Raw genomic sequence first — 18,614 nt, 5'->3', positions numbered from 1 at the left:
AAGAATGATTATGCGTATAGAACATGGTAGAAACGGATGCTCGAGGAACTGCGCACGCTTGTCTTGTTCGCCGAGGAAGGGTCGATCCAGAAAGTGGCCCGGCGCCTGCCGCTGACGCAGCCTGCCGTGAGTCGGCAGATCCAGCGGCTGGAGGACATGCTCGCCACCACGCTGCTCGACCGGCGGCAGAAGCCGCCGCGGCTGACCCAGGCAGGCCAGGATGTGCTGGCACGCGGCCGCGACATTCTCGCTTCGGTCGATGCGCTGAAATCCTTCGCCGGCAGTGCCGAGCCTGAAGGCGCGCTTCGCCTTGGCCTTGCCCACGGCCTCTCCGACAGGGATGTGGCGGGGGCCATTGCCAATGCCGCCGCCTTGTTTCCAAACGTGTCGCTACGCCTCAAGACCGGCTGGAGCGCCGAGCTCGTCGACCAGTTTGATCACGGGCAACTCGATGTCGCCATCGTCTTGCGGGCAAGCGCCGGCGAAAGCAGCGAAGGTGCCATCGGCACGGAGCGCCTCGGCATTGTGGCCGGCAAGCACTCCGGCCAGGCGCCCGATCTTGCAAATGCCGCCTGGGTCTTGAGCCCCGCACCCTGCGACGCGCGCCAACGGCTGCTTGCCGTCCTGGGCGAAGACGCAAGGAGATTGTCCATCGCCGCCGAAATCCAGGACCCGGCCATGCAGATGGAGTGGGTGCGCCGGGGTCACGGGCTCGGCCTCATGCCCATGCGCCTTCTGCGTCAGCACCTGCCGAAGGGCGTGATGCTCGTCGAAGCAGGTGATCTCGATCTCTCCATGCACGTCGTTGTCATGCGCTCGCCGCACATCCATCGACTGACAAAGGTCGCCGATGCCGTCGCCAAATCCATCGGTGCGGTTCTCAACCGGAGCGAATGACACCGCTGCCATGGCATCGCACCTCCGGACCTCGGCCTGGGTGTTCCATCCCCGTCGCATGGCCGCAGCCTGCCCGCTCCCTTGCCTCTTCTGGCGATTTGTGGTCTTGGGAGCCGCGAAATCGCTTTCTCGGCGAACATCTCATTCCGGATCAGATCACTATGGCCAAGATCAATGGCAACGAAATCCGTCCCGGCAACGTCATCGAGCATGATGGCGGCCTTTGGGTGGCGGTCAGGACCAACACGGTCAAGCCAGGCAAGGGCGGCGCCTACAACCAGGTCGAGCTGAAGAACCTCATCAACGGTACCAAGCTCAACGAGCGTTTCCGCTCGGCCGAGACAGTCGAGCAGATCCGGCTCGACTTGAAGGATTTTTCCTTCCTCTACGCGCAGGAAGATGCGCTGGTGTTCATGGACACCCAAAGCTACGAGCAGCTCGAATTGAACAAGGACTTCGTCGGCGACCGCGCCGCCTTCCTGCAGGACGGCATGATGGTGACCGTGCAGCTCTATGACGAAAGGCCGATCGGCATCTCCTTGCCCGACTATGTGACGCTGACCATCACCGAGGCGGATCCGGTGGTGAAGGGCCAGACGGCGGCTTCGTCCTACAAGCCGGCCATGCTGGAAAACGGCATCCGCGTACTGGTGCCGCCATTCATAGGCGCTGGCGAGCGCATCATCGTCGACACCAACGAAATCACCTACGTGCGCCGCGCCGACTAGAGCAATTCCACGAAAAGTGTGAAACGGTTTTCCCGGGAAAAGCGCATAGCGCTTTCCCTTGGGAATTGCGACAAACAAGGAGACAGAGCGGTTCGGCGTTTCCGTGAAGCGATCAACCGATCTAAGCATGATCCCGAACCGAAGGTCAGCGCAGCAAGAAGTTGCAGACTTTTCGGAAACAAGCACATGGAGCGCGGGCGCGATCCAATTTGAGTTGATCCGCCCCAAGCTCTCGGAGTTTCAACGATATGGCACGCTCAGCCCTTCTCAACGTCATGGTCCAGGCCGCAATGAAAGCCGGCCGCTCGCTGTCGCGCGACTTCGGCGAGGTGCAGAACCTTCAGGTTTCGCTGAAAGGCCCTGGCGATTATGTCAGCCAGGCCGACCGCAAGGCCGAGGACATCGTCTTTGCCGAACTGTCGAAGGCACGGCCGGGCTATGCCTTCCTGATGGAAGAGCGCGGCGTGGTCGAAGGTGACGACAGCCAGCACCGCTGGATCGTCGACCCGCTCGACGGCACCACCAATTTCCTGCACGGCATCCCGCTCTTTGCCGTTTCGATCGCCCTGGAACGCCAGGGGCAGATCGTTGCCGGCGTCATCTACAATCCGGCAATGGACGAGCTCTACACCGCCGAACGCGGCGGCGGCGCCTTCATGAACGACCGCCGCTTGCGCGTCGCCGGCCGCATCAAGCTGGTCGACACGGTGATCGGCTGTGGCGTGCCGCATCTCGGACGCGGCCACCACGGCAATTTCCTGGTCGAACTGCGCAACGTCATGGCGGAGGTCTCCGGCGTCCGCCGCATGGGTGCCGTCTCGCTCGATCTGGCCTATGTCGCCGCCGGCCGCATGGATGGTTTCTGGGAAACCGGCCTGTCGGCCTGGGACGTCGCCGCCGGCCTGCTGCTGATCCGCGAGGCGGGCGGCTTCGTTTCGGACATGGATGGCGGCCAGGACATGCTCGACAACGGCTCGGTGGTCGCCGGCAACGAGGTCATCCAACGCGCCTTGCTGAAGGCCGTGAAGAAGCCGCTCTCGGCGCGCTGATGCGCCGCAGTCGCAAAACCGCAACGGAAGCTTGAAATACTGCCAGGCGAGCGCCCAAGTTAGGGTGCGCGGCGCAGGAACCCGGCAGTGAAAGACAACCAACTCTACCCCGACATACCGTTCATCGGACGCTGGCACTATTCGCGCGCCGAGATGATCGCCGACGGTATCGTCCATGCCGTCGGCATCGTGCTGGCGATTTCGGCCGGTTCGGCATTGCTGGCGCTGGCGGCCTTTCGTGTCGGGCCGGGCGAATACATCGCCGCTGCCTTCTATGTGGTTTCGCTGCTCACCGTGCTGTCGGTGTCGCTGACCTACAATCTGTGGCCGGTGTCGTCGCCAGCGAAATGGATCTTGCGGCGCTTCGACCATGCCGCGATCTATCTCCTGATCGCCGCCACCTACACGCCTTTCCTGGCTCAGCTCGAGGGCTCGCCGCTGGCGCACTGGATGATCGTGCTCGTCTGGACCGCCGCTGCCATGGGCATCGCCATCAAGGTGTTTTTTCCCGGCCGTTTCGACCGGCTGGCGATCGTCTTCTATCTCGCCATCGGCTGGAGTGGCGTCATTCTGGTGAAGCCGCTTGTCCAGACGCTGCCGACGACGTCGCTCGCGCTCATCGTCGCCGGCGGCATCGTCTATTCCTGTGGCGTCATCTTCTTCGCCTGGAAGGGACTGCGCTTCCACAACGCGCTGTGGCACGGTTTCGTCGTCACCGGCGCCGGCCTGCATCTGGCTGCGATGGTCGACTGTCTGGTCATCAATCGCCTCTGACACAGACTATCGACGCGGCAATATTGCCAAGCGCCATTCAATTTGGTCACAATTCCGTTTAGAGTCGCGGTCTACGTGATCGGCGGCGGCATCGGAAACGGGGCACGGATGGCTTTTCTCAGATCCTTCGGCATGGGCAGACGTTCTGATGTCCTGATCTACGACCCGCACAAACTGTCGAGCCCTCAGGTCTTCTTGCTGACCATGATGATCTTCCTGGTCATCGTTGCCTTCATCGCCGCCATCCTGACCCGCCAGATCTCAACTGCTTTTGGCAGCAATCCCGGCCTCAACGGTCTGATCGTCGGCGTGCTGGTGGTCGGCATCCTGCTGGCCTTCGGCCAGGTCGGACGGCTGTTTCGCGAAGTGCGCTGGGTCAACTCCTTCCGTGCCGGTTCGGAGACCACTGAACCGGTGCTGCTGGCGCCCATGAAGGCGATGATCGGCCGCTCCTCGGCGACGGCCTTCTCGACCAGTTCGATGCGGACCATGCTCGATTCCATCGCCACGCGCCTCGACGAAAGCCGCGACACCTCGCGCTATCTTGTCGGCTTGCTGGTGTTCCTCGGCCTGCTCGGCACTTTCTGGGGCCTGTTGAACACCATCGGCTCGATCCGCGAGACCATTGAATCGCTCGATCCGGGCACGGGCGACGCCGCTGCGGTGCTCGATTCGCTGAAGCAAGGTCTTTCGGCGCCTTTGGCCGGCATGGGCACGGCTTTCTCGTCCTCGCTGTTTGGCCTGTCCGGCTCACTGGTGCTTGGCTTCCTCGACCTGCAGGCCGGCCGCGCCCAGACGCGCTTCTACACCGAGCTGGAAAACTGGTTGTCCTCGGTCACCGATCTGTCGTCCGACATCGTCGTCTCTGACCCGGCCAAGGCCGAATCCTCGGACGAGATCCGGGTTTTGTCGGAAAGGCTGCGCAGCATGCAGGAGAATGGCGGCAGCTCCAATCCGCGCGTCGCCACCGCCATGGCCAATCTCGCCGACGGCATTTCCGGGCTGGTCAAGAACATGCGCTCCGAGCAGCAGATCATGCGCGACTGGGTCGAGGCCCAGTCCGACGAGCAGAAGGCGATGCGCAACACGCTGGAAAAGATCGCCGATGCCCTGAAGAAGCCCGGGGTGCATTGACGTGGCGCTGGCACGTGGGCGGCGCACCGATCGCCGCATCGACTACTGGCCGGGCTTCGTCGACGCGCTCTCGACTCTGCTTCTGGCGATCATGTTCCTGCTTACCGTCTTCGTGCTGGCGCAGTTCCTGCTCGGCCGCGAAATCTCCGGCAAGGATACGGCGCTCTCGCGCCTCAATTCGCAAATCAACGAACTGACCCAGCTTCTGGCGCTGGAGCGCTCGACGACGCAGGACAAGGATGATTCGCTGGCCAATCTGCAGGCATCACTGTCGGCAGCGGAAGCCGAAAAGAGCCGGCTCCAACAATTGCTGGCGCAAGGTGCGGGCGCCGGCGACGCCGCCAACCAGCGTGCCGTAGCACTGTCGGGGGAACTCGACAGCCAGCGCCAGATCAGCCAGCAGGCGCTGAGCCAGGTCGAGATCCTCAACCAGCAGATTGCAGCACTTCGCAAGCAGATCGGCGCGCTCGAGGATGCGCTCAACGTCTCCGAAACCCGTGACCGTGATTCCAACACCAAGATTGCCGATCTCGGCCGCCGCCTGAACGTAGCACTTGCCCAGCGCGTGCAGGAGCTGAATCGCTACCGCTCCGACTTCTTCGGCCGCTTGCGCGAGATCCTCGCCGACCGCGAGAACATCCGCATCGTCGGCGACCGCTTCGTCTTCCAGTCGGAAGTCCTGTTCCCGACCGGCTCCGAGGTGATCAACGATGCCGGCAAGGTCGAGATGAAGAAACTCGCCGACGCCATCATCGAACTGCAGAAGGAAATCCCGCCCGAGATCAACTGGGTGCTACGCGTCGACGGCCATACCGACAACAAGCCGCTCTCCGGCACTGGCCGCTACCGCGACAACTGGGAACTGTCGACGGCGCGTTCGACCTCGGTGGTAAAATTCCTGATCGAGAACGGCGTGCCGGCCAACCGGCTGGTCGCCGCCGGCTTCGGCGAGTTCCAGCCGCTCGACCCCGCCGACACCGAAGAGGCGCGCAACAAGAACCGCCGCATTGAACTGAAGCTCACCGAACGTTGATCCATCATCACGCGGCATCACGCGAATTTGTTTGCCGGCTCAACTCTAGGGCGCAGACCGAGGCCGACAAGGCCTGAAAAGATTATCTTTTTTTAATTACACATCGTCGCTGTGCAGTCCTAGCTTCCCGCCTGGGCCGAGAACCGCCGGCGATGATCCCCCATCGCGACGCGACGGAACCGGACGGCCCTCGGCCGGAAGGCAGGCGAAACAACCGCTGCCTTCCCTTTCAGGAGGAGACGCGCGATGCGCTCTTTTATTCCCAAGACCTCGCTCAGAACTGCGACATTCACGGCATTCCTCATCGCCATTCCCCTCGCCGGCGCCTATGCCGCGGGCCATCACAAGGGCGGTCTTGACGCCACCGACCCGACCGACTTTACCGGCCCGCGCGTCGAGGGACTCCTCAACCAGGTCCAAGGCGTCCACCAGGGCATAGTCGACGCAAGACAAGCCAACAGCATTACGCCGGCCGTGGCCGAGCGCCTGGAAATGCGGACCGCCCGCATCAGTCAGGCGGCCGAGAAGATCGCGGCATCGGATCATGGCAGGATACCGGCGGCACAATACCATGACCTGCTGCGCCGTCTCGACAATGTCGACCAGCGTCTGAAGGGCGATACCGGGAGCGTTTTCCTGATGGGCGATGGCGCCGACGGCGGAAAATATCCGAACGGCTGAGACCGCGCACCTCGATATCGAGCATGATTCTGCCGAAGTCGATTCCGATTTTCCGGGCATGCGCCAGGAAGGGACCACCTGGCGCCTTCGGGACCTCAATCCCGCGGGCGTCTCTTTTCGCTACCAGCCCAGCCAGACTGCAATCAGGGCAACCACCGCCGGCACGGTCTGGATGAACAGGATCTTGCGGCCAACCGTGGCCGCGCCATAGAGGCCGGCAATGGCCACGCACAACAGGAAGAAAACCTTGACCTGAAATCCGGCAGCGCCGAGGTAAAGCCCCCAGATCAGCCCAGCGGCGAGGAAGCCGTTGTAGAGGCCCTGATTGGCGGCGAGCACCTTCGAAGCGCTGGCGAATTCCGGCGTCAGATTGAATGCCTTGTGCCCGCGCGGCGTGTCCCACAGCACCATTTCGAGATAGACGATGTAGACATGGATCAAGGCCACCAGCCCGACCAGGATGTTGCCGATCATAGTCCTCCCCCTTCATCTGTCGCCGGTAGCATTTCACGCGTGACCTCACCTGCGCAAGATGCACCCGCAGCGCAGTGCCCGAGGGTTGCAAACGCCTTTGCGTTGGTATCTTTTCGCGCCGTCCTCAATCACGGAAGCCTCCATGTCCTTTCAGAAACTCGATGATCTCGGCCACAAGCTCGAAGCGCTCGAGCATGCGCTAGCCATCCTTGGCGCCGACGAGGCCACCCACATGGCAGTCGGTGGCGGCGAGAAGCGCGCCGAGGCAATGTCGGCGCTGGCAGGCATGTTTCACACCAGGGCAACGGCACCGGAAATCGCCGACTGGATCGCCGCAGCCGAACAGGAAGCGTTGAGTGAGGAGCAACGGACCGCCATCGCGGAACTGCGGCGCCAGTACACCAATCTGACTTGCCTGCCGGTCGAATTCGTCGAACGGCAGACCACGGCGCGCATGCGCTGCGAGCAACTGTGGCGCGACCTGCGCGCCAAGAACGACTGGGCTGGCTTCCAGCCGGCGCTCGAGGGCGTGGTGGCGCTGGTGCGCGAAGAGGCGGCGCTGCGTGCCGATGTGCTCGGTCTCGCCCCCTACGACGCGCTGATGGAGCAATACGACCCCGGCAACCGCGCCGCCGACATCACGCATGTCTTCACCGACCTCAAGGCTTTCCTCAGGGGTTTCGTGCCGGAGGCGCTGGCGATACAGGAAGCGCGGCTGCGCAAGCGCCCGCTGAAGCCGCTTTCGGGCACCTATGCGATCGACCGGCAGCGCGAGCTCGGCCTTGCCATGATGGCGGCGGTCGGCTTCGACCTGACACACGGGTCGCTGTCGGTGTCGCACCACCCGTTCTGCGGCGGTGTGCCGAGCGACGTGCGCATCACCACCCGCTACAAGACGTCTGACTTCCTGTCGGCGCTGATGGGCGTGCTGCACGAGACCGGCCATGCGCTGTACGAACAGAACCTGCCGAAGGCATGGTCGCACTGGCCGCTCGGCAGGGCGCGCGGCATGGCCGTGCATGAAAGCCAGAGCCTGTTCGTCGAAAAGCAGCTTGGCCGCAACCCGGCCTTCTGGCGCTGGGCGCTGCCGGTGGTCGAAAAGCATCTCGGCGAAGCCTGGTCGCTCGACGACATCCTGCCGCATGTGCATCATGTCGAACGCGGCCTGATCCGTGTCGATGCCGACGAGGTGACTTACCCGCTGCATGTCATCCTGCGCTACGAACTGGAGCAGGAGCTCGTCTCGGGCAGGCTGGAGGTGGCCGATCTGCCCGAAGCCTGGGACGCCAAGATGCGCGACTATCTCGGCCTTTCCACCATCGACAATCCGGCCGACGGGCCGATGCAGGACGTGCATTGGCCGGGTGCGGCCTTCGGCTACTTCCCCTCCTACACGCTGGGCGCGATGATGGCGGCGCAGCAATGGGCGGCTCTGACGCGGGAGCATCCCGCCGCCGATGACGATCTTGCCAAGGGTAATTTCGAGTCCATCAACGCCTGGCGCCGCGAAAAGATCTGGTCGCAGGGGTCACGCTGGTCGACACCGGACCTGCTCGAGCGCGCCACCGGCGAAAAACTCGACGCCACTTATTTCGTGAACCATCTGAAGCAGCGATACGGCGGATGAACCCGCCATATCGGCCCTTCTCGATTTCGGTGATCGGCTGATGCCCGTCGGCATTCTGGATGCAACGGGCGTCATCGCTGTGCGGCGACAGCTTCCTGTGTCTTGCGGGATCGTCTCTACTTTTCTATCACTGGTAGTATCCGACAGTTATCTTGCGAGACGGCCGGATTGTTCGGGCGGGGTGCTTTCCAGTGATATCTTCAGCGATCATGCGGCTTTTCGTCTTGATTGCCTTTGCCATTTTCTGTTCCCCAGCCATGGCCGGCGCCGAAATCCACAAGGGCAGTCCTGGCGGCTGGATCGATCGGGTCGAGCTTCCCAGGCCGGACCCGCGCTTCGACAGCCAGATCAAGAACGGCATATCCAATCTTTTGTCGGAGTATCAGATCCGAAAACGGCCAGGCGGCATCGAGGCATTTGACCGCTATGCCTACAAGATCGTCGATCGCACCGGGCTCGAGCGCGGTGCGGCCATAAGCATCGAGTTCGACCCGGCAACGTCCGAAGTCACGATGAACTGGCTGAACATCATTCGCGACGGCGTGGTGATCGACCGGTTGCCCGGGGCCACCTTCGACGTTTTTCGACGCGAAAAGGATGCGGAGAAAGGCCTGTTCGACGGCTGGCTCACCGCTTATGTGAATGTCGACGATGTCCGCGTCGGCGACATCATCGACTACGGCAAGACCACGGTCAGGACACCGATCGTCGGTGCTGACCTGTTTTTTCACTCGGTCGCGCTGGCGTGGGGAGAACCCATCGCACTCATCCGCGAGAGAGTGATTTGGCCGACAACCGAGCCGCTGAAGATCCGCCAGATCCGCACCGACCTCCAGCCGGATATCAAGGCGGATGGTGCGATGACGGCCTATCTTTGGCAGAGCGCAAATCCGGCTCCGGTCAAGCCCGAAGAGAACCTGCCGGCGGATTTCCTGACTTACCCCAGTGTGCAGATGTCTTCGACGTCCAATTGGCAGGATGTCGTCGACGCGGTTCTGCCCTACTACCGGCTCGATCAGGAACTGCCGGCCGAGTTCGCCTCGAAACTGGACGACATCGCCACCAGATACGCCAAGCCGGAAGACCGGATGATCGAGGCGATGCGGCTGGTTCAGGACACCATTCGCTATGTGAGCCTGTCGATGGGCCGCGGCTCCTACATCCCCCGCAGCCCCGATGTGGTGGTCAAGAGCGGCTTCGGCGACTGCAAGGACAAGGCCCTGCTTCTTGCCTCCAGCCTGCGGCGGCTGGGTATCCAGGCTGACCCGGCGCTGACAGACCTGGACGACGGATTTGCACTCGGCGATATTCTTCCAACAATACGCGCGTTTGACCACGTCATCGTCAAGGCCATCATCGGCAGCCAGACTTACTGGATCGATGCGACCAACTATCTCCAGGGCGGCAGGGCCGAGAACCTTGTTCCGCCCGACTATGGCTTTGCCTTGCCGATCGTCGCCGACAACGCTCAGATGGAGAGAATCGAGCGCAAGGAACTTTTTCAGCCGACCACCTTCGTCAGCGAGGCTTTTGACTTTCCCAAACTCAAGGGCGAGCCGCTCAACCTGACGGTCAGTACGACCTATCGCGATGCGGATGCCGACAGCATGCGGTACAGGTTGGTTTCGCAATCGGCCACAAAGCTCGCCGACGACTACCTACAATACTACAACCGCCAGTATCCCGGGATGACAAGCCTGGCGACGTTGTCGACAAACGACGACCGCGATCGGAACGTCGTCACGATAGTCGAATCCTACGAGTTGCCGGCAGAGGCGCTCGATACCGATGATCTTGTCACGAACTTTCCGCTGAAGGCGGATGTTGGCATCAGCAATTTGCCGGCGCCGGATATGGTCGGCAGGATCGGTCCGGTCTGGCTCGGCAGCCCCATATTCAAGCGTCATCAATGCATCGTCAGAAACCTGAAGGCACAATTTGTCGGGCCCGAGAAATCCAACGACGTGATTACGCCCTACGTCGCCTTCAAGGCGCGCTGGTCCAGTACGCCAACTGAATTTCAGGTCGACTGGTACCTCAAGACGATCGGCGATCGGGTTCCCGCCAAGAATATCGGCGCCTATCTCCGATCACGAAAGAAGATGAGCGACAATTCCGGCTGGAACTACAACTTCGCCTACGCCGAGCCCGAAGCAAACTGAGTCCCGCCGGAAATGCCTACTCCGCCGCGCCCCTGAAGGCGCTGGCGCCGGTATCGAACTGCAACTTGGCCAGCCGCGCATAGATGCCGCCCTTGGCGACGAGGCTCTGATGCGTGCCCTCCTCGACGATGCTGCCGCCGTCCATGACCAGGATCCTGTCGGCCTTCAGCACCGTCGCCAGCCGGTGGGCGATGACGATGGTGGTGCGGCCCTGCATCAGCCGCTCCAGCGCCACCTGCACCAGCGTCTCGCTTTCGGCGTCGAGCGCGGAGGTCGCCTCATCGAGCAGCAGGATCGGCGCGTCGCGCAGGATGGCGCGGGCGATCGCCACCCGCTGGCGCTGGCCGCCGGACAGCGTCACGCCGCGCTCGCCGACCTGGCTGTCATAGCCTTTCTCCAGCCTCAGGATGAATTCGTCGGCCAGCGCGTCCTTCGCCGCCGTCTCGATCTCGGCCTCGCTGGCGCCCGGCCGGCCAAAGCCGATATTGTCGCGGGCGCTTGCCGCGAAGATGGTGACATCCTGCGGCACGATGGCGATGCGCTCGCGCACCGAGACGGGATCGGCCTCGCGCACGTCGACGCCGTCGATCAGGATCCTGCCAGTTTCGGGATCGTAGAAACGCAGGATCAGCGAGAAGACCGTGCTCTTGCCGGCGCCTGACGGGCCAACAATCGCTACCGTCTCGCCGGGCATGACCTGAAAGCTCAAGCCATGCACGGCAGCGCGGTCGGGCCTGGCCGGGTAGGAGAAGGAGACATCGTCGAAGACGATCGCGCCCTTGGCGGCTGTTGGCAGGGGCTTCGGATGGGCCGGTGCCTGGATTGCCGGCTTCTCGGCCAGGATCTCGGTCAGCCGTTCGGCAGCACCCGCCGCCTGCGCAAGCTCGCCCCACACTTCCGACAGCGCGCCGAGCGCACCGGCGGCGAACACTGAATAGAGTAGGAACTGGCCGAGCGTGCCTGGCGATATCGAGCCTTCGAGCACGTCGCGCGAGCCGAACCACAGCACCGCCACGACGGACGAGAAGATCGTGAAAATGGCAAAGAAGGTGAGGAAGGAGCGCGCGAAGATCGAGGCGCGCGCCGCCGCGAAAGCGGCTTCCACCGCGGCGGAGAAATGCCCTGTGACCAGCTTCTCATTGGTGAAGGCCTGCAACGTGCGCACCGCGCCGATCTGCTCGCTGGCATAGGCGGTGGCATCGGCAAGTGTATCCTGCGCTTGCCGCGACTTGCGCCGCACCGAACGGCCGAAGGCGACCAGCGGCAGCACGATGACCGGGATAGCGGCGATCACCAGGCCGGACAGTTTCGGGCTGGTGACGACCATCATCCCCACCGCGCCGAGGCCAAGGATGACGTTGCGCAGCGCCACGGAAGCGGTCGCCCCGACCGCCGATTTGACCTGCGTCGTGTCGGCGGCGAGCCGCGAAACGATCTCGCCCGACTGGGCGGTGTCGAAGAATGAAGGCGATAGCGTCGTCACATGGGCAAAGACATCGCGGCGGATGTCGGCGACGACGCGCTCGCCAAGCGTGATGACGAAATAGTAGCGGCCGGCCGAGGCGGCCGCCAGCACGGCGGCCATCGCCACCAGGGCGGCGAAATACTCGGCGATGAAGGTGGTGCTGGCCGACGAGAAACCATGATCGATCATGCGCCGCACGGCCAGCGGCAGCGCCAGCGTCGTTGCCGCGGCGATGACCAGCGAGATGACGGCGCCGATGACCAGCGTGCGATAATGCGTGATGTACGGGAACAGGCGCCTGAGCGGCTTGAGCGAGCGCCGGCGCTCGTCTGCGCTGCTGGGTTGCGCCATTCCAGTGTTTCCTCTAGCGGCCTTCGGGCTATGCGCTTCAATATGCGCTTGCCGCGGCCTTGTGATTCAATTCCGGCTGATGTATAGGCTCGCCGACCGTTTTAGAAGCCGTGGCTCCTCAATAGCTGCGGCTTCGAGTTTTAAAAAGGGGCGCATCGACGCAGGCTTATGCCCGTCGGCAGCGCCGGCAAGCCAGGAACCGAACCATGAAGACCGACATTCATCCCGATTACCACACCATCAAGGTCGTCATGACCGATGGCACCGAATACATGACCCGTTCGACCTGGGGCAAGGAAGGCGATACGATGAACCTCGATATCGACCCGACCACCCACCCGGCCTGGACCGGCGGCCAGCAGACCCTGCTCGACCGCGGTGGCCGCCTGTCGAAGTTCAAGAAGCGTTTCGAAGGTTTCGGCCTCTAAGTCCGGCGACCTTTTCGCAGATCGGAAAACCCGCCCTTCGAGGCGGGTTTTTTGTTGGATTCGCCGAAGATTCAGCCTGCGCTCCTTACTCCGCCAGCAATTCCCTGAGCGCCATGCGCTTGTAGGCGGCGACCAGCCTGTCGCCCTCCTGGCGCTCCACCGAGATCGCCAGGCGCACAGCGGCCTCGCCCATCTGCCAGACAAGGAACGCAGTGGTTTCCAGCGCAGTCGGATCGGCGGCCGGCCGTAGCCGCTTCAGCACCGCGGTGAGGAATTCGGCGTTGGCCCGGCTGTCGGCGAGTTCGAGCTGGCGCAGCGCCTTGTCGGCCTGCGTGCCCGACCAGATGTCGCGCATCACCGGCTCGGCCAGGAACAGCCCGTAGTAGATATCGACCAGCTCCGAAAACGCCTGGCCCAGGCCTTCGGCGTCGCCGACATCGGCGAGTGCCGCCGAGATGCAGGCCTGGCTTTCGGCGGTGTAGCGCTCGGCCAGCGCCCAGACGATCGCCCGCTTGTCCGGAAAGAACTGGTAGAGCGAGCCGATCGACACCCCTGCCCGTTCCGCCACCTCGCCCATGCGCATGGCGTCGCTGCCCTGCTCGGCGATCAGCGCCGAGGCGGCGGTGAGCATCCGCTCGACCCGCTCACGGCTGCGCTGCTGGCTCGGCGCCCGGCGCGGCGAAGCAATCTGCTCCTGGGCCGAAACCGGCACGGCGGTGTCTTCCATGGCCAACTCCAAATGCCAACAAAATTGCTTGACTCGCAAAATACGAGGGTTTATCACGTTTTGCAAATGTGAGGATTACTCATGTTTGTAAAAGAGGAAAACGCCATGAACGACACGACAACGAAACCCATCCTGATCCTCGGCGGCACCGGCAAGACCGGCCGCCGCCTTGCCGAGCGGTTGACGGCGCATGGCCTGCCGGTACGGATCGGCTCGCGCTCGGGCACCCCGCGCTTCGACTGGCAAATCCCCGCGACCTGGGGCCTGGCATTGCAAGGCGTCAGCGCCGTCTACATCAGCTACTATCCCGATCTGGCCGTGCCGGGTGCGGCCGAGGCGGTCGGCGCCTTCGCCAGGCTAGCCGTAGAAAACGGTGTCCCCCGGCTGGTGCTGCTGTCCGGGCGTGGCGAGGCGGAAGCCCAACGTGCCGAAGAGATGCTGAAGGCCTCTGGCGCAGACTGGACGATCCTGCGCTGCGCCTGGTTCTCGCAGAACTTCAGCGAAGGCTTCCTTGTCGAGTCCTTGGCTGAGGGCGAAGTGGCTTTGCCGGTCGGCAATGTCGGCGAGCCATTCGTCGATGCCGATGACATCGCCGACGTCGCCTTCGCCGTGCTGACTGAGCCAGGGCATGTGGGCCAGCTCTATGAACTGACCGGGCCGCGACTGCTGAGCTTCGCCGACGCGGTCGCCGAGATTGGCAAGGCCGCCGGGCGCGACATCCGCTTTGTCAGGATTTCGCACGACGAATTCACCGCCGCCGTGACCGCGCACGACCTGCCGCCCGAATTCACCTGGCTGCTCAACGAGCTGTTCACCGAGGTGCTCGACGGCCGCAACGAGTCCCTCACCGATGGCGTCCAGCGCGTGCTTGGCCGCCAGCCAAGAGACTTCTCCGCTTACGCAACCGCAACCGCCGCAACCGGCATCTGGAGCAACTGACATGATCACGAAACTTCTCCCCACCCTCGTGTTCCTCGCCGCGATCGGCTCGGGCGTCGTCGGCGGCGTGTTCTTCGCCTTTTCCAACTTCGTCATGCCGGCGCTCGCCCGACTGCCCATCCCAAGCGGCATCGCGGCGATGAATTCGATCAACATCACGGTGATCACCCCGACCTTCATGATGGCGCTTTTCGGTACCGGCCTGCTCTGTCTGGTGCTTATCGCCGCCGCCATCATGGGCTGGAGCCAGTCCGGCTCGTACTGGTTGCTTGCCGGCGCGGTGATCTACCTGATCGGCAACCCGATCGTGACCATGGTCTTCAACGTGCCGCTCAACGATGCGCTCGCCGCCGTCGACCCGGCCAGCAGCAACGGCGCCGCCGTGTGGGCGAACCATCTGAACCAATGGGTGATGTGGAACCACGTCCGCACCATCACCGCCATCGTGGCGATGGCCTGCTTCATTCTCTCATTGCTCTAAGCAACTCCAGGAAAAGTGTGTAGCCGTCCGGATTGCGTCAAGACAAAGAGAGAAGCGTTTCTGCGAAAAGCAAGAGGCCCCGCTCAGGCGGAGTCTTTTGATGTATGGCCCTTGCGGTCGGAATGACCGAGATCGCGATCCGGATCGATGACATCGCGGACCAGCTGCTTCAGCTTGGCCGCGTCCGGAAAGCCGCCGTCGCGCTTGCGGTCCCAGACCAGCGTATCATTGCAGGAAATGGTGAAGATGCCGCCGGTGCCGGGCACCAGCGTCACCTCGCCGAGATCAGTGCCGAAGGTCGACAACAATTCCTGCGCCATCCAGCCTGCACGCAGCAGCCACTGGCACTGCGTGCAGTAGGTGATGCGGATGGCGGGCAGCGCTTTTTCGCTCATCTCGGACTGAGCTCCGCTCATGTCTCTGGCCGAGCCCTGCTCATGCCGCGCTGAGCTTGGCCATCGTCTCGTCGTCGACTTCGAAGTTGGCGTAGACGCTCTGGACGTCGTCGTCGTCCTCGAGTGTGGCGACCAGCTTCATCAGCGACTGTGCGCGATCCTCGTCGACTGGAACACTGTTCTGCGGCTTCCAGATCGGCTTCACCGATTCGGCTTCTCCGAGCGAGGCTTCCAGCGCCTTCGAAACTTCGCCGAGATTCTCGAAGGCGCAGTAGATCGTGTGACCTTCCTCGTCGGATTCCACATCGTCGGCGCCGGCTTCGATCGCCGCATCCATCACCTTGTCGGCGCTGCCGGCCGATGCCGGATAGTAGATCTCGCCGGCACGATCCCACATGAACGACACCGATCCGGTCTCGCCCATCGCCCCGCCAGCCTTGGTGAAGGCGGCGCGCACATTCGACGCCGAACGGTTGCGGTTGTCGGTCAGAGCCTCAACGATAACGGCGACGCCGCCCGGACCGTAGCCCTCATAGCGCACGGCTTCGTAGTTCTCGGCATCGCCCATCGACGCCTTGTTGATGGCGCGCTGGATGTTGTCCTTCGGCATCGACACCGCCTTGGCGTTCTGCACGGCAAGGCGCAGGCGCGGGTTCATCGATGGATCGGGCGTCCCGCTCTTGGCGGCAACGGTGATTTCGCGCGCCAGCTTGGAAAACATTTTCGACCGCACCGCATCCTGGCGGCCCTTGCGGTGCATGATGTTCTTGAACTGTGAATGGCCAGCCATGGCACCCCTGTCGTCTCTTGGGCTAGAGCAGCTTGCGGCCAGGTGGAATCACCTGGCGTTTTGCAAAATGCTCAAATTCAAAATTTCAGAACGCCCCTTGCGCGTCCGCATGGACGTACGGCGTTCTCTGTCGGAATGGCCGGCTTATAGATAAATCGGCTCAATTCGTCCAGCCGCGCCTTATAGGCAGCGCGGCGCTCGGGATCGCGGCTTTCCGAGGCTAGTGACCGCCGGACCCTGACTTCTTCCGTTTGCGGGCCAGCATGTTGAGACCTTCGACCATCGCCGAAAAACCCATGGCGGCATAGATATAGCCCTTGGGCACGTGATAGCCCATGCCGTCGGCGATCAGCGTCATGCCGATCATCAGCAGGAAGCCCAGCGCCAGCATGACGATGGTCGGGTTCTTGGCGATGAAATTGGCGAGCGGCGCCGCCGCCAGCATCATCACGCTCACCGCCACGATGACGGCGATATACATGATGGCGATCTCGTCGGTCATGCCGACAGCGGTGATGATCGAATCGATGGAGAAGACCAGGTCGAGCAACAGGATCTGGAAGATCGCGCCGGCGAGCGAAAGCTGTAGCGTCTCGCCCATCATCGTGTCCTGATGATCGTCGAGATCGACCGTGTGGTGGATTTCCTTGGTCGCCTTCCAGACCAGGAACAGACCGCCGGCGATCAGGATCAGGTCGCGCCAGGAAAAACCGTGGCCGAAGGCGGTGAACACCGGCGTCGTCAGCTGGACGATGATCGAAATGGTGGCCAGCAGCACCAGCCGCATGATCAGCGCCGCCGAGATGCCGAGGCGGCGGGCACGAGCCCTTTGCGATTCCGGCAGCTTGTTGGTCAGGATCGAGATGAAGATCAGATTGTCGATGCCGAGCACGATCTCCAGCACCACCAGCGTCAGCAGCGCGACCCAGGCGGTTGGATCGGACACGAAGTGAAAATGCGGCGCCAGGAATTCGATGAGCTGCATGGAGGTCGTCCCCTCTTGTAACGATCTGAAGCAGATGAAGCCGGCAGTTAGGTACTAAGCGCGTCTATATCAATGTCACAACCAGAAGGAGGGTGCGGTTTCCTCCAGCCGCGGGCCGCGACGAAACGGCGCGATCCGCTCGGTCAGCCCGGTGCGGTCGGAGATATCGACACCGACGCCACACAATGTCGCCGGCCCGGTCGCGGCCTCGAATCGCCCTTTCGGCACCTTCGACAGGAACCGGTTGAGCGGTTCCTCCTTGTCCATGCCGAGCGAGGAATCATAGTCACCGCACATGCCGGCATCGGAAATGTAGCCGGTACCGCCATTGAGGATCTGGTGATCGCCGGTCGGCTGGTGCGTGTGGGTGCCGACGACGAGACTGGCGCGGCCATCGACGAAATGCGCGAAGCACATCTTTTCCGAGGTTGCCTCGGCGTGGAAGTCGATGATCACCGCATCCGCCTGCTCGCCGAGCGGACAGGCAGCCAGCTCGCGTTCGCCGGCCTGGAACGGATCGTCGAGTTCGGGATGCATGAACACCCGGCCCATGATGTTGGCGACCAGAACCCGCGCGCCGCTCCTGGCGATGTAGACGCCGGAGCCGCGCCCGGGCGTGCCCTTGGGGAAATTGGAGGGGCGCAGAAAACGCTCTTCGCGCGGCGCAAAGGCCAGCGCATCGCGCTGGTCCCAGACATGGTTGCCGGTGGTGACGACATCGGCGCCGGCCGCGATCGTCTCGCGAAAGATCTCTTCGGTGATGCCGAAGCCGCCGGCGGCGTTCTCGCCGTTGACGATGACGAAATCGAGTTTGAAATCGGAGATCAGCCCCGGCAGTTGTTCCCACACCGCCGTGCGTCCCGTTTTTCCGACCATGTCGCCGAGGAAGAGAAGTCTCATATCCACTTCTATCCAGAGCCATGGATGCAAGGCAAGCGGTACCGCGATTGGTCCTGACGCCGACCGGAAGTGACCCGCTGCCGGTGGAGCGGCTTTGTGCACGCGCCCGCAGCGCGAACGGGCGATTGCATCATGGGCGACGTGGACGCGCGTGCCATCCGCGTAGCCAGAAGAACCATACGTAGAAGGCCGTGAAGCCGCCGGTACCGACAATGATCAACAGGGCGACGAGCCAGCCCTTCATTGCGGCGGTATCGAGGTTCGATGGATCGGCGGGGTCGTAGTACAATTCCACCTTGTCGCCTATGGACGCCGCATAAAGACCGATGATTTTGCCCTTTCCGGACCAGGTCATCGGCGCGTCGTCAACCACATAGGTGACGGCGACTTTGATGCCATCTATCGGTAGGCCGTTCTTTCTCGTTTCAGTGTAGGGATCGACATCCGTCACGGTGGCGACCGTCTGATGCCAGGCAGCCTGATGATACAGGCCGGTCCCGACGATGTGCAATCCCATTGCAAACAGCGCTGCCGTGATCAGGGCGAAAGGCATCAGGATGAAACGCATTAAAGACACAGTCTTTGCCGCCATCA

The 18,614-nt window shown here is 62.8% G+C and carries 20 protein-coding genes; 12 read left to right on the top strand and 8 right to left on the bottom strand.

All coding sequences use genetic code 11. From position 1 onward, the window contains the following. The first annotated feature begins 36 nt into the window (after positions 1–36). The 7 genes from AC1D10_RS04720 (at position 37) to AC1D10_RS04690 (ending at position 6,296) form a co-directional block, all read left to right on the top strand. Positions 37–897 carry a LysR family transcriptional regulator gene (locus AC1D10_RS04720; RefSeq protein ID WP_477269152.1) on the top strand — a complete coding sequence of 287 codons (861 nt, stop codon included), beginning with the start codon at positions 37–39 and terminating at the stop codon, positions 895–897. 161 nt (positions 898–1,058) lie between these two features. Further along, on the top strand, positions 1,059–1,625 hold the full coding sequence (gene efp, locus AC1D10_RS04715) for an elongation factor P (protein WP_111548334.1): 567 nt from the start codon (positions 1,059–1,061) through the stop codon (positions 1,623–1,625). A 248-nt stretch (positions 1,626–1,873) separates the two neighbouring features. After that, a complete protein-coding gene (locus AC1D10_RS04710; RefSeq protein WP_477269149.1) occupies positions 1,874–2,674 on the top strand; it encodes an inositol monophosphatase family protein in 801 nt (266 codons plus the stop codon). Between the two features lie 87 nt (positions 2,675–2,761). Then, positions 2,762–3,448 carry a PAQR family membrane homeostasis protein TrhA gene (gene trhA, locus AC1D10_RS04705; RefSeq protein ID WP_477269147.1) on the top strand — a complete coding sequence of 229 codons (687 nt, stop codon included), beginning with the start codon at positions 2,762–2,764 and terminating at the stop codon, positions 3,446–3,448. A 108-nt stretch (positions 3,449–3,556) separates the two neighbouring features. After that, positions 3,557–4,582: a MotA/TolQ/ExbB proton channel family protein gene (locus AC1D10_RS04700; protein WP_477269145.1), complete on the top strand. Its 1,026-nt coding sequence runs from the start codon at positions 3,557–3,559 to the stop codon at positions 4,580–4,582. 1 nt (position 4,583) lies between these two features. Continuing rightward, positions 4,584–5,615 (top strand): peptidoglycan -binding protein, encoded by a 1,032-nt coding sequence (locus tag AC1D10_RS04695; protein WP_477269143.1) that lies wholly within the window; start codon positions 4,584–4,586, stop codon positions 5,613–5,615. 246 nt (positions 5,616–5,861) lie between these two features. After that, complete coding sequence (locus AC1D10_RS04690; RefSeq protein WP_477269141.1) at positions 5,862–6,296, top strand: hypothetical protein; 435 nt, start codon at positions 5,862–5,864, stop codon at positions 6,294–6,296. A gap of 120 nt (positions 6,297–6,416) precedes the next feature. Here AC1D10_RS04690 and AC1D10_RS04685 read toward each other — a convergent pair whose 3' ends face one another. Continuing rightward, complete coding sequence (locus AC1D10_RS04685; RefSeq protein WP_477269139.1) at positions 6,417–6,770, bottom strand: DUF1304 domain-containing protein; 354 nt, start codon at positions 6,768–6,770, stop codon at positions 6,417–6,419. 142 nt (positions 6,771–6,912) lie between these two features. Between AC1D10_RS04685 and AC1D10_RS04680 the strand changes: the two genes are divergently transcribed. Both AC1D10_RS04680 and AC1D10_RS04675 read left to right on the top strand, forming a co-directional pair. Further along, the gene (locus AC1D10_RS04680; protein WP_477269137.1) at positions 6,913–8,397 is read left to right on the top strand and encodes a carboxypeptidase M32; all 1,485 of its coding nucleotides are present in this window, start codon (positions 6,913–6,915) and stop codon (positions 8,395–8,397) included. Positions 8,398–8,606: 209 nt separating this feature from the next. After that, complete coding sequence (locus AC1D10_RS04675; protein ID WP_477269135.1) at positions 8,607–10,559, top strand: DUF3857 domain-containing protein; 1,953 nt, start codon at positions 8,607–8,609, stop codon at positions 10,557–10,559. Positions 10,560–10,575: 16 nt separating this feature from the next. On the opposite strand, the gene AC1D10_RS04670 is transcribed toward AC1D10_RS04675, so the two are convergent. After that, positions 10,576–12,375, bottom strand: a complete 1,800-nt coding sequence (locus AC1D10_RS04670; RefSeq protein ID WP_477269133.1) for an ABC transporter transmembrane domain-containing protein — start codon at positions 12,373–12,375, stop codon at positions 10,576–10,578. Positions 12,376–12,581: 206 nt separating this feature from the next. Between AC1D10_RS04670 and rpmE the strand changes: the two genes are divergently transcribed. Beyond that, a complete protein-coding gene (rpmE, locus tag AC1D10_RS04665; RefSeq protein ID WP_006327661.1) occupies positions 12,582–12,803 on the top strand; it encodes a 50S ribosomal protein L31 in 222 nt (73 codons plus the stop codon). 85 nt (positions 12,804–12,888) lie between these two features. On the opposite strand, the gene AC1D10_RS04660 is transcribed toward rpmE, so the two are convergent. Next, the gene (locus AC1D10_RS04660; protein ID WP_477269130.1) at positions 12,889–13,530 is read right to left on the bottom strand and encodes a TetR/AcrR family transcriptional regulator; all 642 of its coding nucleotides are present in this window, start codon (positions 13,528–13,530) and stop codon (positions 12,889–12,891) included. A 105-nt stretch (positions 13,531–13,635) separates the two neighbouring features. On the opposite strand from AC1D10_RS04660, the gene AC1D10_RS04655 reads away from it, so the two are divergent. Together AC1D10_RS04655 and AC1D10_RS04650 are read left to right on the top strand one after the other, a co-directional pair. Further along, positions 13,636–14,469, top strand: a complete 834-nt coding sequence (locus AC1D10_RS04655) for an NAD(P)H-binding protein (protein ID WP_477269128.1) — start codon at positions 13,636–13,638, stop codon at positions 14,467–14,469. A 1-nt stretch (position 14,470) separates the two neighbouring features. Then, entirely contained in the window at positions 14,471–14,950 is a 480-nt protein-coding gene (locus AC1D10_RS04650; protein ID WP_477269126.1) for an anthrone oxygenase family protein, read from the top strand. An 83-nt stretch (positions 14,951–15,033) separates the two neighbouring features. On the opposite strand, the gene AC1D10_RS04645 is transcribed toward AC1D10_RS04650, so the two are convergent. From AC1D10_RS04645 to AC1D10_RS04625, 5 genes are all read right to left on the bottom strand, one after another. After that, positions 15,034–15,345 carry an Rdx family protein gene (locus AC1D10_RS04645; protein ID WP_477269124.1) on the bottom strand — a complete coding sequence of 104 codons (312 nt, stop codon included), beginning with the start codon at positions 15,343–15,345 and terminating at the stop codon, positions 15,034–15,036. 40 nt (positions 15,346–15,385) lie between these two features. Further along, positions 15,386–16,135 carry a YebC/PmpR family DNA-binding transcriptional regulator gene (locus tag AC1D10_RS04640; protein ID WP_184872386.1) on the bottom strand — a complete coding sequence of 250 codons (750 nt, stop codon included), beginning with the start codon at positions 16,133–16,135 and terminating at the stop codon, positions 15,386–15,388. 220 nt (positions 16,136–16,355) lie between these two features. After that, a complete protein-coding gene (locus AC1D10_RS04635; protein ID WP_477269122.1) occupies positions 16,356–17,120 on the bottom strand; it encodes a TerC family protein in 765 nt (254 codons plus the stop codon). 75 nt (positions 17,121–17,195) lie between these two features. Further along, entirely contained in the window at positions 17,196–18,020 is an 825-nt protein-coding gene (locus AC1D10_RS04630) for a TIGR00282 family metallophosphoesterase (protein WP_379103923.1), read from the bottom strand. A gap of 130 nt (positions 18,021–18,150) precedes the next feature. Further along, positions 18,151–18,588, bottom strand: coding sequence for a hypothetical protein (locus AC1D10_RS04625; RefSeq protein ID WP_477269119.1), 438 nt, complete (start codon positions 18,586–18,588; stop codon positions 18,151–18,153). Positions 18,589–18,614: the final 26 nt, after the last annotated feature.

The sequence above is a fragment of the Mesorhizobium sp. P2_A8 genome, from assembly GCF_056404935.1.
The sequence above is the reverse complement of the archived record's forward strand: the minus strand, read 5'-3'. Positions and strand labels throughout refer to the sequence as shown.

Excerpts from the sequence above, each read along its gene's own strand:
- AC1D10_RS04670 (WP_477269133.1), bottom strand. The coding sequence starts at position 12,375 with ATGGCGCAACCCAGCAGCGCAGACGAGCGCCGGCGCTCGCTCAAGCCG.
- AC1D10_RS04660 (WP_477269130.1), bottom strand. The coding sequence starts at position 13,530 with ATGGAAGACACCGCCGTGCCGGTTTCGGCCCAGGAGCAGATTGCTTCG.
- AC1D10_RS04690 (WP_477269141.1), top strand. The coding sequence starts at position 5,862 with ATGCGCTCTTTTATTCCCAAGACCTCGCTCAGAACTGCGACATTCACG.
- AC1D10_RS04650 (WP_477269126.1), top strand. The coding sequence starts at position 14,471 with ATGATCACGAAACTTCTCCCCACCCTCGTGTTCCTCGCCGCGATCGGC.
- AC1D10_RS04720 (WP_477269152.1), top strand. The coding sequence starts at position 37 with ATGCTCGAGGAACTGCGCACGCTTGTCTTGTTCGCCGAGGAAGGGTCG.
- AC1D10_RS04700 (WP_477269145.1), top strand. The coding sequence starts at position 3,557 with ATGGCTTTTCTCAGATCCTTCGGCATGGGCAGACGTTCTGATGTCCTG.
- AC1D10_RS04655 (WP_477269128.1), top strand. The coding sequence starts at position 13,636 with ATGAACGACACGACAACGAAACCCATCCTGATCCTCGGCGGCACCGGC.
- efp (WP_111548334.1), top strand. The coding sequence starts at position 1,059 with ATGGCCAAGATCAATGGCAACGAAATCCGTCCCGGCAACGTCATCGAG.
- rpmE (WP_006327661.1), top strand. The coding sequence starts at position 12,582 with ATGAAGACCGACATTCATCCCGATTACCACACCATCAAGGTCGTCATG.
- AC1D10_RS04640 (WP_184872386.1), bottom strand. The coding sequence starts at position 16,135 with ATGGCTGGCCATTCACAGTTCAAGAACATCATGCACCGCAAGGGCCGC.
- AC1D10_RS04630 (WP_379103923.1), bottom strand. The coding sequence starts at position 18,020 with ATGAGACTTCTCTTCCTCGGCGACATGGTCGGAAAAACGGGACGCACG.
- AC1D10_RS04635 (WP_477269122.1), bottom strand. The coding sequence starts at position 17,120 with ATGCAGCTCATCGAATTCCTGGCGCCGCATTTTCACTTCGTGTCCGAT.
- AC1D10_RS04675 (WP_477269135.1), top strand. The coding sequence starts at position 8,607 with ATGCGGCTTTTCGTCTTGATTGCCTTTGCCATTTTCTGTTCCCCAGCC.
- AC1D10_RS04710 (WP_477269149.1), top strand. The coding sequence starts at position 1,874 with ATGGCACGCTCAGCCCTTCTCAACGTCATGGTCCAGGCCGCAATGAAA.
- AC1D10_RS04685 (WP_477269139.1), bottom strand. The coding sequence starts at position 6,770 with ATGATCGGCAACATCCTGGTCGGGCTGGTGGCCTTGATCCATGTCTAC.
- AC1D10_RS04645 (WP_477269124.1), bottom strand. The coding sequence starts at position 15,345 with ATGAGCGAAAAAGCGCTGCCCGCCATCCGCATCACCTACTGCACGCAG.
- AC1D10_RS04625 (WP_477269119.1), bottom strand. The coding sequence starts at position 18,588 with ATGCGTTTCATCCTGATGCCTTTCGCCCTGATCACGGCAGCGCTGTTT.
- AC1D10_RS04680 (WP_477269137.1), top strand. The coding sequence starts at position 6,913 with ATGTCCTTTCAGAAACTCGATGATCTCGGCCACAAGCTCGAAGCGCTC.